Annotated in this window: 19 protein-coding genes and 2 pseudogenes; 10 read left to right on the forward strand and 11 right to left on the reverse strand. The window is 71.5% G+C overall.

Features of this window, described 5'->3' with window-relative positions:
- The first annotated feature begins 31 nt into the window (after positions 1-31).
- Both ftsY and M6G65_RS30800 read left to right on the forward strand, forming a co-directional pair.
- Positions 32-1,373: pseudogene (gene ftsY / locus M6G65_RS30795) on the forward strand (signal recognition particle-docking protein FtsY).
- Positions 1,374-1,580: 207 nt separating this feature from the next.
- On the forward strand, positions 1,581-2,120 hold the full coding sequence (locus M6G65_RS30800; protein ID WP_250103289.1) for a septation protein A: 540 nt from the start codon (positions 1,581-1,583) through the stop codon (positions 2,118-2,120).
- 3 nt (positions 2,121-2,123) lie between these two features.
- On the opposite strand, the gene M6G65_RS30805 is transcribed toward M6G65_RS30800, so the two are convergent.
- Genes M6G65_RS30805 through M6G65_RS30815 form a run of 3 tightly spaced genes read right to left on the reverse strand, consistent with a single transcriptional unit; the run spans position 2,124 to position 3,686 of the window.
- On the reverse strand, positions 2,124-2,738 hold the full coding sequence (locus M6G65_RS30805; protein WP_238193948.1) for a DsbE family thiol:disulfide interchange protein: 615 nt from the start codon (positions 2,736-2,738) through the stop codon (positions 2,124-2,126).
- Positions 2,735-2,878, reverse strand: coding sequence for a heme exporter protein CcmD (gene ccmD / locus M6G65_RS30810; protein WP_192706528.1), 144 nt, complete (start codon positions 2,876-2,878; stop codon positions 2,735-2,737). Before ccmD ends, M6G65_RS30805 begins: the two co-directional genes overlap by 4 nt.
- 10 nt (positions 2,879-2,888) lie before the next feature.
- A complete protein-coding gene (locus tag M6G65_RS30815) occupies positions 2,889-3,686 on the reverse strand; it encodes a heme ABC transporter permease (RefSeq protein ID WP_238193951.1) in 798 nt (265 codons plus the stop codon).
- A 580-nt stretch (positions 3,687-4,266) separates the two neighbouring features.
- Between M6G65_RS30815 and M6G65_RS30820 the strand changes: the two genes are divergently transcribed.
- Together M6G65_RS30820 and M6G65_RS30825 are read left to right on the forward strand one after the other, a co-directional pair.
- Positions 4,267-4,941, forward strand: coding sequence for a trna delta -isopentenylpyrophosphate transferase (locus M6G65_RS30820; RefSeq protein ID WP_192706530.1), 675 nt, complete (start codon positions 4,267-4,269; stop codon positions 4,939-4,941).
- Between the two features lie 38 nt (positions 4,942-4,979).
- Positions 4,980-5,291, forward strand: a complete 312-nt coding sequence (locus tag M6G65_RS30825; RefSeq protein WP_238193953.1) for a hypothetical protein — start codon at positions 4,980-4,982, stop codon at positions 5,289-5,291.
- A 9-nt stretch (positions 5,292-5,300) separates the two neighbouring features.
- On the opposite strand, the gene M6G65_RS30830 is transcribed toward M6G65_RS30825, so the two are convergent.
- Both M6G65_RS30830 and M6G65_RS30835 read right to left on the reverse strand, forming a co-directional pair.
- Entirely contained in the window at positions 5,301-6,044 is a 744-nt protein-coding gene (locus tag M6G65_RS30830) for a tRNA1(Val) (adenine(37)-N6)-methyltransferase (protein ID WP_238193954.1), read from the reverse strand.
- Complete coding sequence (locus tag M6G65_RS30835; RefSeq protein WP_210032554.1) at positions 6,041-6,265, reverse strand: putative signal transducing protein; 225 nt, start codon at positions 6,263-6,265, stop codon at positions 6,041-6,043. The genes M6G65_RS30830 and M6G65_RS30835 overlap by 4 nt, the downstream gene beginning before the upstream one ends.
- A gap of 171 nt (positions 6,266-6,436) precedes the next feature.
- On the opposite strand from M6G65_RS30835, the gene M6G65_RS30840 reads away from it, so the two are divergent.
- Positions 6,437-7,456, forward strand: coding sequence for a polyprenyl synthetase family protein (locus M6G65_RS30840; RefSeq protein WP_238193956.1), 1,020 nt, complete (start codon positions 6,437-6,439; stop codon positions 7,454-7,456).
- Here M6G65_RS30840 and M6G65_RS30845 read toward each other — a convergent pair.
- A complete protein-coding gene (locus tag M6G65_RS30845; RefSeq protein ID WP_347710510.1) occupies positions 7,354-8,067 on the reverse strand; it encodes a protein-L-isoaspartate O-methyltransferase family protein in 714 nt (237 codons plus the stop codon). The genes M6G65_RS30840 and M6G65_RS30845 overlap by 103 nt on opposite strands.
- Between M6G65_RS30845 and M6G65_RS33835 the strand changes: the two genes are divergently transcribed.
- Positions 7,948-8,325, forward strand: coding sequence for a hypothetical protein (locus M6G65_RS33835; RefSeq protein WP_347710513.1), 378 nt, complete (start codon positions 7,948-7,950; stop codon positions 8,323-8,325). The two genes, M6G65_RS30845 and M6G65_RS33835, sit on opposite strands and share 120 nt — an antisense overlap.
- Before the next feature lie 60 nt (positions 8,326-8,385).
- Here the strand turns inward: M6G65_RS33835 and M6G65_RS30850 are convergent, their stop codons facing one another.
- Positions 8,386-8,826: a MarR family winged helix-turn-helix transcriptional regulator gene (locus M6G65_RS30850; protein WP_238193959.1), complete on the reverse strand. Its 441-nt coding sequence runs from the start codon at positions 8,824-8,826 to the stop codon at positions 8,386-8,388.
- 164 nt (positions 8,827-8,990) lie between these two features.
- Here M6G65_RS30850 and M6G65_RS30855 point away from each other — a divergent pair, with 164 nt between their 5' ends.
- Both M6G65_RS30855 and M6G65_RS30860 read left to right on the forward strand, forming a co-directional pair.
- Positions 8,991-10,805 carry a chloride channel protein gene (locus M6G65_RS30855; RefSeq protein ID WP_250103290.1) on the forward strand — a complete coding sequence of 605 codons (1,815 nt, stop codon included), beginning with the start codon at positions 8,991-8,993 and terminating at the stop codon, positions 10,803-10,805.
- Entirely contained in the window at positions 10,802-11,275 is a 474-nt protein-coding gene (locus tag M6G65_RS30860) for a hypothetical protein (RefSeq protein WP_238193961.1), read from the forward strand. Before M6G65_RS30855 ends, M6G65_RS30860 begins: the two co-directional genes overlap by 4 nt.
- Before the next feature lie 11 nt (positions 11,276-11,286).
- Here M6G65_RS30860 and M6G65_RS30865 read toward each other — a convergent pair.
- Positions 11,287-12,158: pseudogene (locus tag M6G65_RS30865) on the reverse strand (4-(cytidine 5'-diphospho)-2-C-methyl-D-erythritol kinase).
- A gap of 66 nt (positions 12,159-12,224) precedes the next feature.
- On the reverse strand, positions 12,225-13,463 hold the full coding sequence (locus M6G65_RS30870; protein ID WP_238193965.1) for a molybdopterin molybdotransferase MoeA: 1,239 nt from the start codon (positions 13,461-13,463) through the stop codon (positions 12,225-12,227).
- A gap of 139 nt (positions 13,464-13,602) precedes the next feature.
- On the opposite strand from M6G65_RS30870, the gene M6G65_RS30875 reads away from it, so the two are divergent.
- Positions 13,603-14,751 (forward strand): aminotransferase class V-fold PLP-dependent enzyme, encoded by a 1,149-nt coding sequence (locus M6G65_RS30875; protein ID WP_250103291.1) that lies wholly within the window; start codon positions 13,603-13,605, stop codon positions 14,749-14,751.
- A gap of 124 nt (positions 14,752-14,875) precedes the next feature.
- The gene (locus M6G65_RS30880) at positions 14,876-16,213 is read left to right on the forward strand and encodes a lipopolysaccharide biosynthesis protein (RefSeq protein ID WP_238193968.1); all 1,338 of its coding nucleotides are present in this window, start codon (positions 14,876-14,878) and stop codon (positions 16,211-16,213) included.
- A 31-nt stretch (positions 16,214-16,244) separates the two neighbouring features.
- Here the strand turns inward: M6G65_RS30880 and M6G65_RS30885 are convergent, their stop codons facing one another.
- Together M6G65_RS30885 and M6G65_RS30890 are read right to left on the reverse strand one after the other, a co-directional pair.
- Entirely contained in the window at positions 16,245-17,375 is a 1,131-nt protein-coding gene (locus tag M6G65_RS30885) for a GNAT family N-acetyltransferase (RefSeq protein WP_373323654.1), read from the reverse strand.
- A gap of 2 nt (positions 17,376-17,377) precedes the next feature.
- On the reverse strand, positions 17,378-18,367 hold the full coding sequence (locus M6G65_RS30890; protein ID WP_238193972.1) for a sterol desaturase family protein: 990 nt from the start codon (positions 18,365-18,367) through the stop codon (positions 17,378-17,380).
- Positions 18,368-18,451 lie beyond the last annotated feature (84 nt).

Consider the following 18,451-nt stretch of genomic DNA (forward strand, 5'->3'; position numbering starts at 1 on the left):
GGTCGGCAAGGTGGGTTGAGGACGCGATTGCATGGCGAGCGAGGAGAAGCCCGGCTGGTTCGGACGCCTGTTCGGGCGAAAGGGCCAGGCGGCGGCCGACGATAAGCCCGAGGCCGAACTGCCGGCGGAGGCGGCGTCGCCGTCCGAGGGCCAGCCCGACTTCGCCACCGGGGCGGAAGACGTGGAGCAGGTGCCGCTGCCGCCCGAGGAGACGGGCGAGCCCGTCGCCGACGTCGTCCGAGGGCGCGGATCTGCTGCCGATCGCCGGCGAGCCCGAGCGCCCGCCCGCCGGCACGGCTGGCGACGACCCGCAGCACGGGGCCGATCCGGTCGATACCGGGGACGCGGTTCACGCCCCAATCACGGACCCGTCTCCCGACATCCAGCCGCTCGATTCCGCCGCGGCCCTCGCCCACGATGCCGGGGCCGGGCCGGACCGTGAGCCCGAGGCCAAGGGCTGGTGGAGCCGTCTCACCTCCGGGATGAAGCGGACCTCGTCGGCCCTGTCCGACCGGGTCACCGGCCTGTTCACCAAGCGCAAGCTCGACGCCACCACTCTGGAGGATTTGGAGGACGCCCTGATCCAGGCCGATTTTGGACTGGAGACCGCGATGCGGATCTCGGAAGCCGTCGGCAAGGGTCGGTACGAGAAGGGCATCTCGCCCGACGAGGTGCGGGCGATCCTGGCGACCGAGGTCGAGCGGGCCCTGGAGCCCGTCGCCGTGCCGCTCGCCATCGATGCCGCCCGGAAGCCGTTCGTGATCCTCACTGTCGGCGTCAATGGCGCCGGCAAGACCACGACGCTGGGCAAGCTCGCCTCGAAGCTCCGGGCGGAGGGGCGCACCGTGATGCTCGCGGCAGGCGACACGTTCCGGGCCGCGGCCATCGACCAGCTGAAGGTCTGGGGTGCCCGCACCGGCACGCCGGTGGTGAGCGGCGCGCAGGGCGCGGATGCGGCCGGGCTCGCCTTCGACGCCCTGAAGCAGGCCTCTGCCGCTGGAACCGACGTGCTCCTGATCGACACCGCCGGCCGGCTTCAGAACAAGGCCGGGCTGATGGCGGAACTGGAGAAGGTCGTCCGTGTGCTGCGCAAGCAGGACCCGGATGCCCCACACGCGACACTCCTCGTCCTCGACGCCACGGTCGGCCAGAACGCGCTCAGCCAAGTGGAGCTGTTCTCGCAGGCCGCGCCAGTCTCCGGGCTCGTGATGACCAAGCTCGACGGGACCGCGCGGGGCGGGATCCTGGTGGCGCTGGCGGCGAAGTTCGGCCTGCCGGTGCACTTCATCGGCGTCGGCGAGGGCGTGGAGGATCTGGAGCCGTTCGCGGCCCGCGACTTCGCCCGGGCGATCGCTGGCCTGGAGAAGGATTGAGGCGCGAGTGGCCGCCGGTCTTCGGCACACGCCGTGATGGACTTCGGCCGCCCCGCGTTCCACACACCCGCAACCGAGTGAGTCCGGCGCCTCGGATATGTCGAGGGCGCCGCATCCGAGCTAGCCAGAGCGCATGCAGATCGAATCCGTCCCCCGCGCCGACACCTGCCGCCACTCGTCAAGCTGGCGCTCGAACTCGGACCGCTGGTGCTGTTCTTCCTGGGCAACGCCTATTCCGAGCGCTTCGGCGTGGCGCCCGATCAGAAGCTGTTCGTGGCGACCGGCCTGTTCATCGCCGCCACCGTGGTGGCGCTGACGATCCACTACGTCCTGGTCCGCCGCCTGCCGATCATGCCGCTGGTCTCGGGTGTGGTCGTGGTGGTGTTCGGCGGCCTGACCCTGGCGCTGCAGGACAAGACCTTCATCATGGTCAAGCCGACCATCGTGAACGCGCTGTTCGGCACGGTTCTCCTCGGTGGCCTCGCCTTCGGGCGCTCGCTCCTGTCGGTGGTGCTCGATTCGATGTTCAGCCTCACCGAGGAAGGCTGGCGCAAGCTCACCTTCCGCTGGGGCGTGTTCTTCTTCGTGCTGGCGGCGCTCAACGAGGCGGTGTGGCGGACCCAGACGGAGGATTTCTGGGTGAACTTCAAGGTGTTCGGCATCATGCCGATCACCGTGCTGTTCGCGCTGGCGCAGACGCCGCTGCTGACCCGCTACGAGCGCAAGGAGCCGCAGCCCGGCGCGTAGGCGCTACTGCGCCGCCGCGACCTTTCCGGCAGCGCGGATGCGCGCGAGCACGCTCGCGAAGTTCTCCGGCGTCAGGATGCCGACGAGCTTGTCGCGGATAACGCCGTCGGGCCCGACGATGAACGTCTCGGGCACGCCGTAGACGCCGAAATCGATGGCCGCCCGTCCGCTGGCATCCGCCCCGACCGCGCTGAACGGCACGCCGTGCCGGGCCAGGAAACGCTGGCCGGCCTCGGGGCTCGGCTCCTTGTAGTCGATGCCGACGAGCCGGATCCCGGGCTCCTTCGCCAGCCGCATCAGCATCGGGTGCTCCACCTGGCAGGGGGCGCACCACGAGGCGAACACGTTGAGCACCGTGATCTGCCCCTTCAGGTCCTGGCTCGACAGCCCCGGCACGGGCGCGCCCGCCGCGGTCAGCCCGGGCACGGCAGGAAGGTCGAAGCTCGGCACCGGCTTGCCGATCATCGCGGAGGGCAGGGCCGCCGGATCCGCGCCCGAGCGCAGGCGCAGGAACAGCACGGCGGCGAGCGCCGCGAAGGCGAGAGCCGGCACGATCAACAGGAGCGAGCGGCGGACGGGCGGCGGCCGCCCGGTCACCTCGTCGAGGGGGAGGGTCATCGCCGATCCTCGCCGAAGCCCCGGAGCGCGCGCAGCTGGGCCCGCCGGTCGCGGATCGCGTTGCCGAGGAGGGCAACCATCACCAGCCCCGTGAAGCCGTAGGCCGCCAGGATGAAGCCGCCGTGAGATCCGAGATCCATCGCGGTCCTCCTAGACCGGCTGACCGACCGGCAGCGTCGCCGGTGTCGGGGTGAGGCGCGGCTGGGTCCGGTCCAGGCGCTCGGCTTCGCGGATCGTCAGCGTCCGCACCCGGCGGCGCATGATCTCGGTGCGCATCGCGTAGAGGTGCAGGGTTGTCCCGCCGAGCGTCGCGGCGCCGATCATGATCAGCAGCGGGTAGAGCATCGACGGATCGATGGTCGAACCGCCCATGCGCAGGATCGAGGCCGGCTGGTGCAGGGTGGACCACCAGTTCACCGAGAATTTGATGATCGGCAGGTTCACGGCGCCGACGAGGGTCAGGATCGCCACCGCGCGGGCAGCCCGGTTGGGGTCCTCCAGGGTCCGCCACAGCGCGATGATGCCGCAATAGATCAGCAGCAGGATCAACATCGAGGTCAGGCGCGCGTCCCAGACCCAATAGGTCCCCCACATGGGTTTGCCCCAGAGGGAACCGGTGACGAGGCAGATCAGCGTGAAGGCGGCCCCGATCGGCGCCGCGGCGCGCTGGGCGACGTCGGCGAGCGGATGGCGCCAGACCAGGCTGCCAATCGCCGACACGCTCATGGCGCCGTAGAAGAACACCCCAAGCCACGCCGCGGGAACATGGATGTACATGATCCGCACGGTCTCGCCCTGCTGGTAATCGGGCGGCACCACGAAGAAGGTCATGTACAGACCGACGGCCAGCACGCCGAGCGACAGGGCGGTGAGCCACGGTACCAGCGCGCCCGACCACCGCATGAAGTGGCTTGGATTCGACAGGCGGGTCCAGAGGGAAGGGGTCATCGCGGCGGCTGCCTCAGACATCGTTCCTGCGGTCTAACCTAGGATGCGGTGCAGCAACAATGCGGGTCTCCGGCGCAGCTTTGCAGCCGACCGACATGTTGGGCGTCCCCTGAGCGAGGTCCGCGCGGGTGATCCGCCGAAGAACAGCGCAGGCACGGGGTCAGCATCCCCAAATGCCCACGCATAGGCAAACTCAGTTCAACACCCCAACCAGGTGACGAGATCAGCCCCGTCGTTCCGGGGCTCCGCAGGCGAGCCCGGACCCGGAGGGCCCGCCGGAGGTGGGCAACCCAGAACCTCAGTCGGCGCCCGTTCTTTCCGCGTCGGCGGGTCTGGATCCCGGGTTCCGCAGCGCGGCCCCGGGATGACGAGGCGGGTCGCCTTGCGTGCAGTGAATCGAACCGGAACGGCCTGACGCGCGCGGGGACTATTCCGCATGTCCAGGCGCACGCAAATCCGCGGCCGACCCTTGCGCATCTTGGGGGGATTGCGCATATAGATACGAACAAAAAGAGAACAAAAGAGCGTCGCCTTACAAAGCTGTGGACGACGCAGCCCAACCCGCCGGAACGAGCCCCGCATGCGAACCGCCGACAAGCAGATCGCCGACATCCTCGTCCGCTACGGCGAGCCCTTCGGGGGCAACGTCTGGCGCGTCCAGGGAACGGCCGTGATCTACCACAAGACGCTGGAGCGCATCGCCGCCCAGGCCGGGATCGTGTTCGAGCCTCCGACCATCATCCGGTCCGAGCGCGACGAGGCCGTAATCCTCGTGACCGGCCGCCTGCCCGGCGCGAAGCCGGGGACCGAGCGGGTCGAGTGGTCGCTGGGCGAGGCTCTGGTGAACGTGAACTACCGCGTCTCGGGCAAGCAGGCGGCCTACGTCTACGCCATGGCCGAGAAGCGCGGTAAGGACCGCGTCATCCTCAAGCTCATCGAGTTGCACGGCCTCGTCTACTCGGAGGAAGAGGCCGACGAGTTCCGCGCTCACCAGCCCGCGGTCCGGGCCGTGGACGAGGATTTCGAGGAGCCGCCGGCTTTCGACGAGATCACCGAGGCCGAAGGCGATCTCAAGCGCCGCATCGACGAGGCCGAGACGATCAATGCCGTCACGGACCTGATGCTGGACGGCGCCACCCAGGCCGTCCTCGCGACGATGCCGGCCGGCACCCGCGACGAGGTCCGGGACTACGCGAAAGCGCGCCTCGTGGCGCTCGGCTGGCCCAAGCGGTCCGGCCGCAAGAGCGCCGCCTGAGACATCCGCCAACAATCCCGCAACCGAAGGAGACCGCCATGCATCGCGCGACGAGCCGCCGCACCATGAAGGCCCGCCGGGACGCCCACCGGGGCTGGAGCATCGAGACCTTGTCGTACAGCCCGTCGCGGATCGTGCGGCTCGGCGACGAGAAGGTCGCGATCCTGTTTCCGCCGGTGGAGCCCGGTGCCGCCTGGCAGCTCTATCCGCATCCCGACACGTTCCCGGGGCTCAATTTCGAAGGCCTGCCCGAGCCGCTGCGCCCGGAATTCCTGTCCTTCCCGGATCTCGCCGAGGTCGAGCGGTTTCTCGGCATTCGCGAGGAGGAGCCGGCTGCCCTGGCCGCGTGAGCGGAGGGGTCAGGCGGGCGGCCACGGTGCTCCGCGATGGAGCGCTGCGGCTTCCGGGGTGAAGCTCCCGTCGGGATCGTGCAGCACGAGCGGCGGGCGCAGACTCAGCGCGGCGCGGCTGCCCTTGGTCGCGCTGATCAGGAGGCGGATCGCGGGCGCCTCGGCCCGGGCGTGGACCGGGCGGATCGCGATGCCGCCGTAGCGTCCCTTGAGTGCATTGAGACAGGCGGGCAGCGCGTCGGCCCGGTGGATGAGCCCAAGGCGACCGCCGGGCCGCAGGATCGCCGTACAGGACCGTATCCAGGCGTCGAGGTCCTGCCCGGCAAAGGTGTGGGCGGTCGCCCGCCCTGGATTGGGCGAGGTCCGGTGGCCGCCGTCGAAGAAGGGCGGATTGGTCAGCACCACGTCGAAACTGTCCGGCAGCAGACCCGCAGCGCGGCGTTCCGCCGCGGACGCGAGCAGGTCGGCCTCGATCACCCGAGCCTCGATGCCGTTGAGTCCGGCATTCGCCCGAGCCAATTCGGCGACGTCGTGATCGCGCTCGATCAGCGTCGGCTTCAGGCCGGGCACCAGCGCGGCGCAGCCGAGACCGACGGCGCCCGTCGAGGCGCCGGCGTCGCAGAGCCGATCGCCGGCCGCCGGAACCAGCAGCTGCGCGAGCAGGATGGCGTCCGTCCCGGCCCGGTGCGCGCCCCGCGGTGGCTGATGCAGGCGCAGGCGTCCGCCGAGAAGGCCGTCCGGCTCCGGGCTCACGGCTGGCGCAGCTCGTGAGCGATCCCGGCATCGACGAGCAGGCGCCGGGCCTGAGCCTCATGGTCGCGTGGCACCAGCAGGCGCTGCCCGAAGACGCCGATCGAGCCCTCCATCAGGCTCATATGGCTGTCGGCGACGAGAACCGGGATCTCGGCCGCTTCGAGAACCGAGCGGGCGAACCCGATCAGCACGACGTCGTTGGCGCGGATCAGCTCGATCATCGGGCGCGCACCGAGGTCAGAGGAGCGCGGATCGGCGCTTTCGTCGCGTGAGATCCGCGTTTCCGGCACACCATATCCAGCTGGGAGCGATGTTGCGGCGCCGCGGGGCGCGTGCGAAGGGATCGCCCGCCCCCTGTGGGGCAACCGGTCTGGAGGTCACGGATCTTGGGTATGGCCCTCTCCATCGAGAACCCGAAGCCCGAGGCCGAGGCGGGGCTGAACGACCTCGTCGCGCTGGTGGCTGACGGCATGGCGCGGGTCAACACCACGATCCTGTCGCGGACAGGATCGGACGTGGCGATGATCCCCGAGGTCGCGAACCACTTGATCGCCAGCGGCGGCAAGCGCCTGCGCCCGATCCTGACCCTGGCCTGCGCCAAGCTCTGCGACTACGCGGGCGACACCGACGGAGACGTGAAGCTCGCCGCGAGCGTCGAGTTCATGCACACCGCCACGCTCCTGCACGACGACGTGGTCGACGAGAGCGACATGCGGCGCGGCCGCGTGGCCGCCCGGATCAAGTGGGGCAACGAAGCCTCCGTGCTGGTCGGCGACTTCCTGCTCGGTCAGGCCTTCCGGATGATGGTCGAGGTCGGCTCGCTCCGGGCGCTCGACATCCTCTCGGCGGCCGCCACGGTGATCGCCGAGGGCGAGGTGATGCAGCTCACCAACGCCAAGAACCTCGAGACCGATGAGGCGGCCTACCTCGCGGTGATCCGCGGCAAGACCGCCGAGCTGTTCGCCGCGGCCTGCGAGGTCGGGCCCGTCCTTGCCGGCCGGCCGGAGGCGGAGCAGGCGGCGGCGCGCGCCTACGGGATGAATCTCGGCATCGCCTTTCAGCTGATCGACGACGTGCTCGATTACGGCGGCACCTCGGCGGAGCTCGGCAAGAACGTCGGCGACGATTTCCGCGAGGGCAAGATCACCCTGCCGATCGTGCTGGCCCATCGCCGGGGCAGCGAGGGCGAGCGCGGCTTCTGGCGCCGGACCCTGCAGCAGGGCGAGATCCGCGACGACGATCTGGAGACGGCCCTCGATCTGCTCCAGCGCCATGGCGCCCTGGAGGAGACCGTTGCGCGCGCCCACCATTACGGCGCCCAGGCCCGGACGGCCCTCGACGTCTTCCCGGACGGACCGGTGAGGACGGCGCTCATCGGCGCCGTGGAGTTCTGCGTGGCGCGGGCGCGCTGAGGCTGCACCTCAGGGCTCCCGCGTGGAGAGCCACCAATCGCCGCCATCGTACCAGCAACTCGTGTCGGGCGGTCCCGCGAGCCGGAATGACCGCACCGCCGGGAGGTCGCCCCTGCCGAAGGCCGTGGCGAGTGCCGGGGCGTCCTCTTGCGGCATGCCCCGCAGGGGTATGAAGATCGCGAAGGACACGAACCGGGCCGGCCAAGCCGCTCCGCCGCTCGGCCGCTGCAGCAGCAGCATGCCGCCGCGGCCCTGACCGGACTGGAGCGGGAAGAGCAGGCGCCCGCCGGGCCGCAGGGCCTCGAGCCGGCGCGTGCCGGTCTCGTCGCGCCGGCATTGACGTAGATCGCGTCGGCGGCGGGGAGCGGGTCCGCCACGCCTGACCGTGCGCAGACCTGCACCCAGGGCCACGGCGCGAGGTTGGCGGTTGCACGGGCGGCGAGGTCCGGATCGATCTCGAAGGCGTGGACCTGTCCTGTCGGTCCGACCAGATGCGCCAGCAGCGCCGTGTAGTAGCCGCTGCCGGTGCCGACCTGGAGCACGGTCTCGCCGGGCTGCGGCGCCAGGGCGTCGAGGCAGAGGGCGTGGAGGCTTGGCTGGCCGATATGGATGCCCCGCTCGGCGTCGAGCGCAATCAGCACGTCCTGGTAGAGAAAGGCGGGATCGTCGTCCGGCGTCCGCACGTAGACCGGACCGCGCTGCCGCAACCGACGGGGCGCCGGTGTCACGATCGTCCAGGGCGCCGGCCCGGCGAACGTTTCCCGTGGGATCGCCGCGAAGGCCGCCTCGATCCGCCGGTCCGCGACCGAGGCAGGGCCCGCGACCAGGGCCGCATAGACCTTCCGCAGCTTGGCGCTGCGCGCCTCTGAGTCGCTCCGGCCGGCCATCGATTGCTCCCGTAGCAAGCGGGCCACCGGTACCGCGCGCCGTCAAGGCACGGCCGGCTTCAACGCCCCGACCAGCGCCGGTGCGAGATCGCGCAGCTCTTCCAGATGGGCTGCCGTCAAGGTCCTCAGCAGCGCCTCGGCCCGCGGGGTGAGCGACAGCTCGCTCCGTCGCCGGTCCTCCGCCGCGCGCGCCTTGGCGAGCAGACCGCCCTCGACCATCCGGGTGACCAGCTCCGCAGCACTGTGGGGGGCGATCAGGAGCTGCTCGGCCAGCAGGCCGACCGTGGCGGGTTGGCGCCCGGCATGGCCCGCGAGGGTCAGCAGCGCCTGATGCTGCTGGGGCGGCAAACCCGCCCGGGCGGCGGCGGCCTCGCTGAACGCGAGAAACCGTCGGAGCCGGAACCGGAAATCCGCCAGCGCCGCGTACTGCTCAGGCGAGAGCGCCTCGACGTGTGCGTCGCCCTTCGGCGCTGCGTGGCTCATCACGGCCTCCAGATGTCCCGGCTCGGATCCCGGCGTGCGCCTTCTGTGCCACCGCCGGCCCGAACCCCCTCACGACGGCCGGACGGCGTGCCGTCTTTGGCCGCGCAGTTGTGGAATATATCGTATCACGACATAAATGTCGGACACACCAAGCGGAGATCCAGATGGACGGCGGGACCGAGATCGAGCGTGGCGGCGAGAGGCCGCTGCGCCGGGCGTTGGGGGATTTCAGCGCGGATCGACGGGTCCTGACGCTGGCCGGGATGGCCGTGGTCACCGGCACCGCCGCGAGCGGCACCGCCTGGATCCTGCTGACGCTGATCGGCCTCGTGACCAACTTCGCGTGGTACGGCCGCTTCGACACGGCCCTGACCTCCCTCGCGGAGGCGACGCCAGGGCCCTGGATGGTCGCCATCCCGGTAATCGGCGCGCTGATCGTCGGCGCCATGGCGCGCTACGGCTCCGAGAAGATCCGCGGCCACGGCATCCCGGAAGCCATGGAGGCGATCCTGATCGGCGGCAGCCGGATGTCGCCCAAGGTGGCCGTGCTGAAGCCGGTCTCGTCGGCTGTGGCGATCGGGACCGGCGGCCCGTTCGGCGCCGAGGGGCCGATCATCGTCACGGGCGGGGCGGTGGGCTCCCTGTTCGCCCAGTTCTTCCATCTCAGCGCCGCGGAGCGGAAGACCCTCCTGGTGTCGGGGGCAGCCGCCGGCATGACGGCGATCTTCGGCACGCCGGTGGCGGCCGTGCTGCTCGCCCTCGAGGTGCTGCTGTTCGAATGGCGCCCGCGCAGCCTCGTCCCGGTGACGGTCGGGGCGGTGACGGCGGCCTGCTGGCGTCCCGCCCTGTTCGGGGCCGGCCCGCTCTTTCCTTTCGCGGACAACCCGAACCTGCCGTGGTGGGGCCTGCCCGCCTGCGCGGCCGTGGGCATCGCCTGCGGGTTGATCTCGGGCAGCCTGACGCGGACTCTGTACGCCCTGGAGGACGGCTTCGGCCGGCTGCCCATTCACTGGATGTGGTGGCCGGCCCTGGGCGCCGCGGTGGTCGGCCTGGGCGGCCTCGTGGAGCCGCGGGCGCTCGGCGTCGGCTACGATGTGATCCACGATCTGCTGTCCGGGCACATGCTGGCCGGCGCCGTCGTGACGATCCTCGCAGTGAAGGCGGTGATCTGGCTCGCCGCCCTGTCCTCCGGCACGTCCGGCGGCGTGCTCGCGCCGCTCCTGATCATCGGTGGTGCGGTGGGATGGCTGCTCGGCCTGCTCCTGCCGGGTGCGCACGGCTTCTGGGCACTTATCGGCATGGCCGCGATGCTCGGCGGCACCCTGCCGGCGCCGCTCACCGGCGTGGTCTTCGCGGTCGAGGTCACGGGGGATATCGCCGCTCTGGCCCCGCTGCTGGCCGCCACCATGGCGGCCTACGCGGTCACGGTCCTGCTTTTGAAGCGGTCGATCCTCACTGAGAAGATCGCCCGGCGCGGCCAGCACGTGACCCGTGAATACGGGATCGACCCCTACGACCTCGCCCGGGTCGCGGCGGTGATGACCCCGAAGGTCGAGACCTTGGCCGCCGACCTGCCGCTGGCGGACGCGCTCACGGCCATCGAGGACGGAGCCCATCATGCCTACCCGGTCGCCGACGGGGCAGGCCGCCCCGTCGGGCTGGTCTCGCGCAGCGACGCGCTGAACTGGGCTCTGGAGGAGCGTGACGGCGACGCGGCGGAGGGCACCCTCGGCGAGCGCGTCTCGGATGCCGATCTCGCGGTGGTCCATCCGGGCGACGTGGTCTCGCACGCGCTCGACGTGATGCTCGCGGCCGGGCAGGGGCGCCTGCCGGTCACGGATCCGCAGAGCGGCCGGCTGGTTGGACTTTTGACGCGCAAGGACCTGCTCCAGGTCCGCGCCACCGTGGTGCGCGCCGAGGCCGAGCGGCGGGCGTTCTTCCGCAGCCGCGATGCGCGCCGAACACAGGTCGGAGCATGACCGAGGGCCTTCGCATCCCGGGGCGGACGATCAGGCTCGACCGAGTCCGGCCCGGGGCCTGCTGCCTGATGGCCGGCCGCGACGGGCCGGATCTCGCCCTCCTGGTCAGCCGGGAGGGGCGACCGGCGCCGCTGCTGCTCAACCGGCGCAGCGCGGAGGGCGGCCATCTGCCCGTCCGCTCCGATCTGCCGCCCGACGCGGACGTTCTCGAATTGCGCGGCGCCGTCATCGCGCCGAGCGGCGCCCCCGCATCCGGCCGAGCCGCGACGTCAGCGGCCGCCCTCCATCTCGGTGACGGGCGCGCCTACCTGTGCGGCCGCGATGAATCTGGACGGGGCGCGCTCTTCGATGTCGGGACCGGCCTCGCCAGCGCCGTCGATCCGGCCGCGCTGCCGCGGACCCGATGCTGGCGCGTGATGGTGCCGGAAGCCGGTGGCGTCGTCACCCTTTATGAGGCGGAGCCCGCCTGAGATCCCGCGGCTCAGCGCAGGAACGTCGGCGCCACCCACCAGCCCGGATGGGCACGGCGCAGGGCGGACGCCGCGCGCACGGCGCCGCGGCGGTCGGAGAACAGCGCGAACACCGTCGCGCCGGAGCCCGACATCCGCGCCAGCGGCAGCCGCGCGCCCGCAGCGCCGCCAGGACCTCGCCGATCACCGGTGCCACGGTCAGGGCCGGCGCCTCCAGGTCGTTGCGGGCCGGGCCGATCGCCGCGACGAGCGCGTCCCGGTCGAGACCCGCGGCGATGACCGGATGGGCCGCGCCCGCGCGCGTCTCGCCGACCGTCAGGCCCAGCGCCTTGAACACCGGCGCGGTGGGGACCGGGACGCCGGGATTGACCAGCACCGCCGGGAGCGGCGTCACGCCGAGGGCGGGTCCGATGTCCTCGCCGGCGCCGCACATCATCCGGGCCCGCGGATCGAGGCAGACCGGAACGTCGGCCCCGGTCTCCCGCGCAGCTGCGACGACCGCCGGATGGTCGAGGGCGAGCCCGTTGAGGCGCGCGAGCAGGCGCAGGGCCGCGGCGGCATCGGAGGATCCGCCCCCGATGCCGGCGGCGACCGGCAGGCGCTTGATCAGGTGGAAGCCGCCCGTCCGCAGGTCCGGGACCCGCGCGGCCAGCCCCCGGGCCGCGCGCAGCACCAGATTGTCCGCCGTCGGGCCGGCCGGCCCGGCCGTCGGCCCGCTGACGGAAAGCCCCAGCGGAGCGCCCGGATCCAGGGTCAGCCGGTCCGCGGTGCCCGCGAAGGCCACAAGGCTTTCGAGCACGTGATAGCCGTCGCCCGCCCGCCGCCCGAGAACGTGGAGCGTCAGGTTGACCTTGGCGGGGGCGCGGTCTGCGAGCAGGGACACGGGATCTCGAAACGGTGTTGGAAGTGCTCCGCGAGGCTCTACAGGCTCGCGCGCGGGAACAACAGCTCAGCCGAGCTCGCCGTGCGCGGTATAGGGGAGGGTGTCGCCGACGCGGATCGCGGTCAGGTCCTCGGCGAGTTCCACAAGCCCGTCGCTGCCGGACAGGCTCGACAGGGCGCCCCCGGGCGCCGGGACGGCCTCGGGTGTCCCGTCGGCGCCCGGCCGGAGGCACACGCGCAGGTATTCGCGCCGGCCCGGCCGCTTCGCGGTGGCGAAGCCGCTCCGCACGATGAGCGACGGCGCCGCGTCCAGCGCCCCCGACAGGTGCAGGACCAGCGGCCGGAGAATCGCCAGCGCCGTCACGTAGGCGGCGGTTGGGTTGCCCGGGAGGCCTATGAAGGGCGTGCCGGCGACATGCCCGAGCGCCACGGGCCGGCCCGGCTTGATCGCGAGGCGCCAGAAGGTCAGGCCCCCCGAAGCCTCGACGGCGGCGCGGACGTGATCCTCCTCGCCGACCGAGACGCCGCCCGAGGTCACGATCAGGTCGTGATCCGCCGCCACCGCCGCGACGCGCTCCCGGACGGAGGCGGCCGAATCGCGCAGGATGCCGAAATCGACCGGCACGGTGCCGAGACGGCGGAGGAGGGCGGCGAGCATCGGCCGGTTGGCATCGTGGATGCCGGCGGGCGGCAGGGGCTCGCCGGCCGGCGCCAGCTCGTCACCCGTGGAGAACAAGGCCACGCGCAGCGGCACGCGCAGGCGCAGGCCGGGCAGCCCGAGCGCGGCGGCGAGCGCCAGATGCCGCGGGCCGAGACGGGTGCCGGCCGGGATCGCGAGGCGGCCGCGGACCACATCCTCGCCGGCGCGGCGGCGATTGGCGCCCGGCGCCAGGCCGGCCGGCAGGACCACGGTCCCGCCGTCGAGGCGCACATCCTCCTGCATCGCCACCGTATCGGTGCCGGGCGGCAGCGGCGCGCCGGTGAAGATCCGGACCGCGAAGCCCGCGCCGGCCTCGCGCGGTGCGTGCCCCGCCGGCACACGGCCACCGAGGGGCAGGCGGGTCTCTGCTCCGGGCGACAGATCGGCCGTCCGCACGGCGTAGCCGTCCACCGCGGCGTTGTCGAAGGGCGGCAGATCGATCGGCGCGACCAGATCCTCGGCGAGCACGCGGCCATCCCCGCGCGCGAGGTCCACCGTCTCGATCCCGGACAGCACCGGCAACCGACTCCGGATCAGCGCGACGGCATCGGCGACCCGCATCGGGGCGGGCGCGGCGTCGAAGCAATCGGCGCTCAGGCGGCCCATGGCGGCGCGGGATCGGGAGGGGGCAGGTGGGTCGGCACGGGCGGCCTCGCGGATGTGGTCCGCCGGCTTGCGGCATCGGGGCGGCGCGATCAAGCTCCGGAGCGTGGCTCCGGCGGGTCCGATCCTCTACGGTCCCGCCATGTCGACCGCCGAAGAGCTCCCGTCCCAGCGCCACCTCTTCGAGGTCCCGCCCGAGGTCAGCTACCTCGACGCGGCGGCGTGGTCGCCCCTGCCGCGGGCCGTCCGCGCGGCCGGCGAGGCGGGCATCCTGACCAAGAGCCGTCCCTGGGAGCACCCCCGCGAGGCGATCCCCGCCTGGGCCGAGCGGGCCCGCGCCGCCGCCGCCGGGCTGATCGGGGCGGCCGCCGACGACGTCGCGATCGTCGGCTCGATCAGCCACGCGATGGCCGTCGCCGCGCGCAACATCGAGCCGATGCCGGGCGGGCGCCTGCTGCGGGTCGCCGACGAGTTCCCGTCCTTGCGCTTCGCATTCGACACGCTCGCCGCCGTCCACGGCCTCGTCGCCGAGGAGGTCGCGCCTCCCCGGGACGGCGACTGGACCGCCGCAATCCTGGACGCGATCGAGCGCCCGGGCGCCCCGCCGCTCGCGCTCGCGACCCTGACCCCGCTGCACTGGACCGACGGCGGCCTGATCGACCTCGACCGCCTGGCGCCCGCGGTCCACCGGGCCGGCGCGGCTCTGGTGATCGACGCGACGCAGGCGGTGGGTGCCGTGCCGGTGGATGTCGCGCGCTGGCGGCCCGACTTCCTGGCCTTCCCGACCTACAAATGGGCGTTGGGACCCTACGGCCTCGGCTTCCTCTACGCCGCGCCCCACCGGCAGGATGGCACCGCGATCGAGGACAACCTCGGAAACCGGCCGCCGGCCGTCGGCGCGCGTCGGTACGACCGCGGCGAGCTGAACGATCCCGTCGCTCTGCCCATGGCGGCGACCGGGCTGGAATTGATCGCCGGCTGGGGCGTGTTGGCCGTGACGGCCCGGCTGCGCGGGCTCACGGATCGGCTCGCGGAGGCAGCCGCAACGCTGCCGCTCTCGGTCGCGCCGCGTCACCTGCGCGCCCCCCATATCCTCGGATTGCGTTCGCCGAGCGGGCTTCCCGCGGGCATCGTCGATCGCCTGCGCCGCAGGGGCGTGTTCGTGAGTGAGCGCGCGCAGGCCTTGCGCGTCAGCCCGCATGTCTGGGCCGACGAGGATGACCTCGCGCGCTGTCTCGCCGCACTGAAGGACGAATTCGAACGTGAAACCAGACACGCTCCGGGAACGTAGCGGGGCTAGGCCGAGCTTCAGGGACAGTGCGGATGCCGTGCCGATCCCTGACGCCTAGGTCTCCGCGGGCAGCCTCTCTCACTGTCTGCGGGGAGAGGCTGCCCGCACGCGTATGTCGAGACCCATGTCGTATTCCGAAGACCCTCTGCGCACGACGGATGGCGGCCGTACGCGGCCCGGCCGGCTGCTCGATGCGCTGAGGGCTGCCGTCTCGGGGCGGTTCGCCGTGATCCTCTCCGGCGAGCTGACCCAGAGCCTGTTCCACTTCGTCCTGAACATCCTGCTGGTGCGCGAGCTCGACGCGCACGATTACGGGTTGTTCGCGATCGTGTTCACGGTGGGCGCCGTCGGCATCACCTACATCCGCGCGCTGGTGGCGGTTCCGGCGACCCTGCATGTCGCCCGCAGCATCGGACGGCCGGCGGCTCTCGGCTACGACGTGATGTTCGGCTCCGGCGCGCTGCTGGTCTCCGGCGTGATGGGCGTCGGCGTCGGGCTCGCCCTCGTGCCGGTGATCGGCCTCGGCGCATTGGCGGCCGGGGCTTTCGTGGGTCTCTACGCCTTCCGCAGCTACCTGCGGATCGTGCTCCTCGCCCGCGGCCGTCCGCGGATCGCCGGGCTCAGCGACGTCGTCTACGCCGCCTGCGGGACAGTGTTCGCGGCACTCGGTCTCGACGGTTCGGGCACGGTGCTCCTCGATCATGCCTTCGCGGCGATCGCGCTGGCTCACGCGGTCGCCATCGCGGTGGCCTACGGGGTGCTCCGGGAGCGGCTCCGGATCTCGCTGCACGCGCGGGCCCGGGCGCGCTACCGGGCGATCTGGCCGACCCTGGCGTGGTCGCTCGCGGGCGTGACCAGCCTGACAGTGCAAGGCCAGGGCCTGACCCTGCTGTTCGCCCTTCTCGCCGGCCCGGCCGCCTACGCCCCGATCGCGGCGACCCTCGTACTCTACGCGCCCCTGCGCATTCCCACGAGCGCGCTGATGAACATGGTCCTGCCGGAGATCATCCGGCTGCGCGCGAGCGGGCAGGCCAAGGCGGCCCGGCGGATCGTGATCCGCCAGGCGGCGCTGCTCGGCTGCGCCTGCCTCGCCTACGGGGCCGCGATGGCCGCGCTGCTGCCGCTGATCGAGGAGATCCTGTTCAAGGGGCGGTTCGCGGACGCGCCGCTCGGATGGATCGGGCTCGGCGTCTGGGCGGTGGTCACCGTCTCGCTGCTCTACGCGCTTCCCCGCGCCTACCTGGAAGCCTCGGCGGCGTTCCGGACCATCACGGCGGGCGCCGTGGCAAGCGCTGCGCTCGGTTTCGCCCTGATCGTGCCGGCCCTCCTGCTCCTGCCGGCGGCCACCGCGCTCCTCGGCCTGCTCGCCTCCGAGATCGCCACGCTGGCCTGGTCGGTGAATGCTTTCCGGAGCCTCGCGCGCATGTCGCACGCCGCGCCGCCCGCCGCCTGCGCGACCTGAGGCCGGACGTGTCCGGAAGGGATCATTCCCGTCAGCTGACAGCCTCGGCGGCCGGCGCCGTGTCCACGGGCGCCGCCGGTTTTCCGAAGCGGCCCCGCAACGCGTGGTGGGCGCGGTCCACGAAATGTGCGGCCGCGCCCTGCGGCGTGCGCGCGCCCATCAGCGAGGCCAGGGTGAGGTTCTCGGTGCCGAAACGGCCCTTGAAGCCCTCGTCGCCGCACAGGAAATCGACGGTCTGCAACCCGTGGTCGATCGACCACATGATGTAGTCCATCATCAGGACCATGCCGGGTGAGCCCCGCTCCGCGGCCGGATCGTAGGTGGTGACGAAGGCCATCATGGCGCCCGCCTGGACGAAGTTGATCGAGACCGCCACGACCGCACCGCCGCATTCCAGTACGAAGGCATGGAGCAGCCCGGTCTCGCGCAGAACCTCGACCATGGCAGGCAGAGCCTGCGATCCCTCGTCGTAGAACGCCGTCGAGTCCAGCCCATGGGCCGCGAGCCAGGCCCGCTTGAAGGTGGTCAGTTGCTCGAGAACCGGTGCGAGCGGCTCCTCCGGACCGAGGAGGCGGAAGGCCAGCGCGCCGCGCTCGCTCATGAATTTCTGGCCGCGCCGATAGTTCTGGCGGGTCTTCTTCGACTGCGCGTCGAACCACGCCGCCCCGGATTTCCAGGGGCCGCGCACCCGCCAATTCGCCTCCTCGCGATGGTTCAGGCGCAGCCGGATCCCGCCGCCCGGGCTGTCGATCAGCGCCCGGGCCGCGGCGCCCGGAAGGAGCCGGTTCAGGTAGGCGAGGTCGAAACCGCCGGCCTGGCCGGCATGGCGCCACATCCGCCGCACGAGATCCCGGTCCGTCCCGGGGGCCAGGAGCGCGTCACCGAAATCCGCGCATTCCTTCGCGGCCCATTCGAGAACCCGGAGGCCCTTCCGGCGCACGGTCGCGAGCGGCATCACGCCGACGAGCGACTCCCCGCGCCAGGCCAGCACGATGGCCAGGGCCCGGCGCTCCCGATCCGGCGCGCTCGCCCACCAGGCGGAGATCCAGGCGTGACTCTGGAACACGAGGGCGCCGCTGCGCCGCCACAGGTCGGTCCAGGCCGCACCGACTTCTCCCAGCCGCTCGCTCGTTCGAACCGTCTCGAAGCGCTCGAGGGCCATGGTCATGCGCCCGGACGCGGCTGGGACACGGCTCCGCGCAAACGCCGGGCCTGCCGCGTGATCCGCCGGCCCATCTTCTTCAGCGGCAGCAGGTAGAGACCCGAGAGGGATTGATAGTCGGCAACATCCCGATCGACGAGCCCGAATTTAAAATCTTCGTTGGGCTCCGGCACGCACAGCGTCCCGAACAGGCGATCCCAGAAGGAGAACAGCAGGCCGAAATTCTTGTCGTAGTGCTGCGGAGCCGTGGAGTGATGGAGCTGATGCCAGTGCGGGCACAGCACGACGTTGTTCAGCGGCCCGAACGAGATCTTGAAATGCGTGTGCCGCACGAAGTCCATCATCAGGATGTTGCGCATGATGTAGACGTTGATGCCGAACACCGTCAGCTCGACGGGATTGAGAGCGACGAGGCTCCAGATCCCGAAGCAGATCCCGGGGATCACCCCGTCCCAGGCCCGGTTCATCAACTCGTCGAGCGGGTGCACCCGATCCTTGGTGATGCCGACCATGACCTCGGCCGAGTGATGGACTTTGTGGAGCTCCCAGAGAAACGGATAGCGGTGCTGGGCCGTATGATAGAGGTAGTAGGAGAGGTCGTAGGCGAGGAGCATCGTCCCGGTGAAGATCACCACGGTGATCGGTCCCGGCGCGCCGAAGACCGGCTCGTGGATCCCGAAGATCGCGCCCAGCACGCGGTTGGTGGCATAGCCGACCGCGACCACGAAGGTCACGCCGGCCGGGATCAGCAGGAACGGCATGATCGCCTTCCGGGTGATGTAGAACAGCAGGTCTGCCCGCGCGGACGGATGCGCGATCACCTCGCGGGGAATCGCGAATTCGAAGAATTCCGCGAACGAGTATTTTTCCGCCGTCCGGAGATAGGCGATCAGCGCGCAACCGAGCGCGGTCGCGAACAGCATGCCCGCCGCGAGCAGATTCTCGGCCGAGACCTTCTCGATAATCTGCTGGAGGAAATGGGCAATATCCATCAAAATGCGTTCCCTTCGCCGATAAAGGCCCGATTCTCGCGAGTGCGGCGCGTCCGCTGCCACGCTTGAACCCGGATAGATCGC

Origin of the sequence: Methylobacterium tardum, assembly GCF_023546765.1 — a bacterium.
Lineage (GTDB): Bacteria > Pseudomonadota > Alphaproteobacteria > Rhizobiales > Beijerinckiaceae > Methylobacterium > Methylobacterium tardum.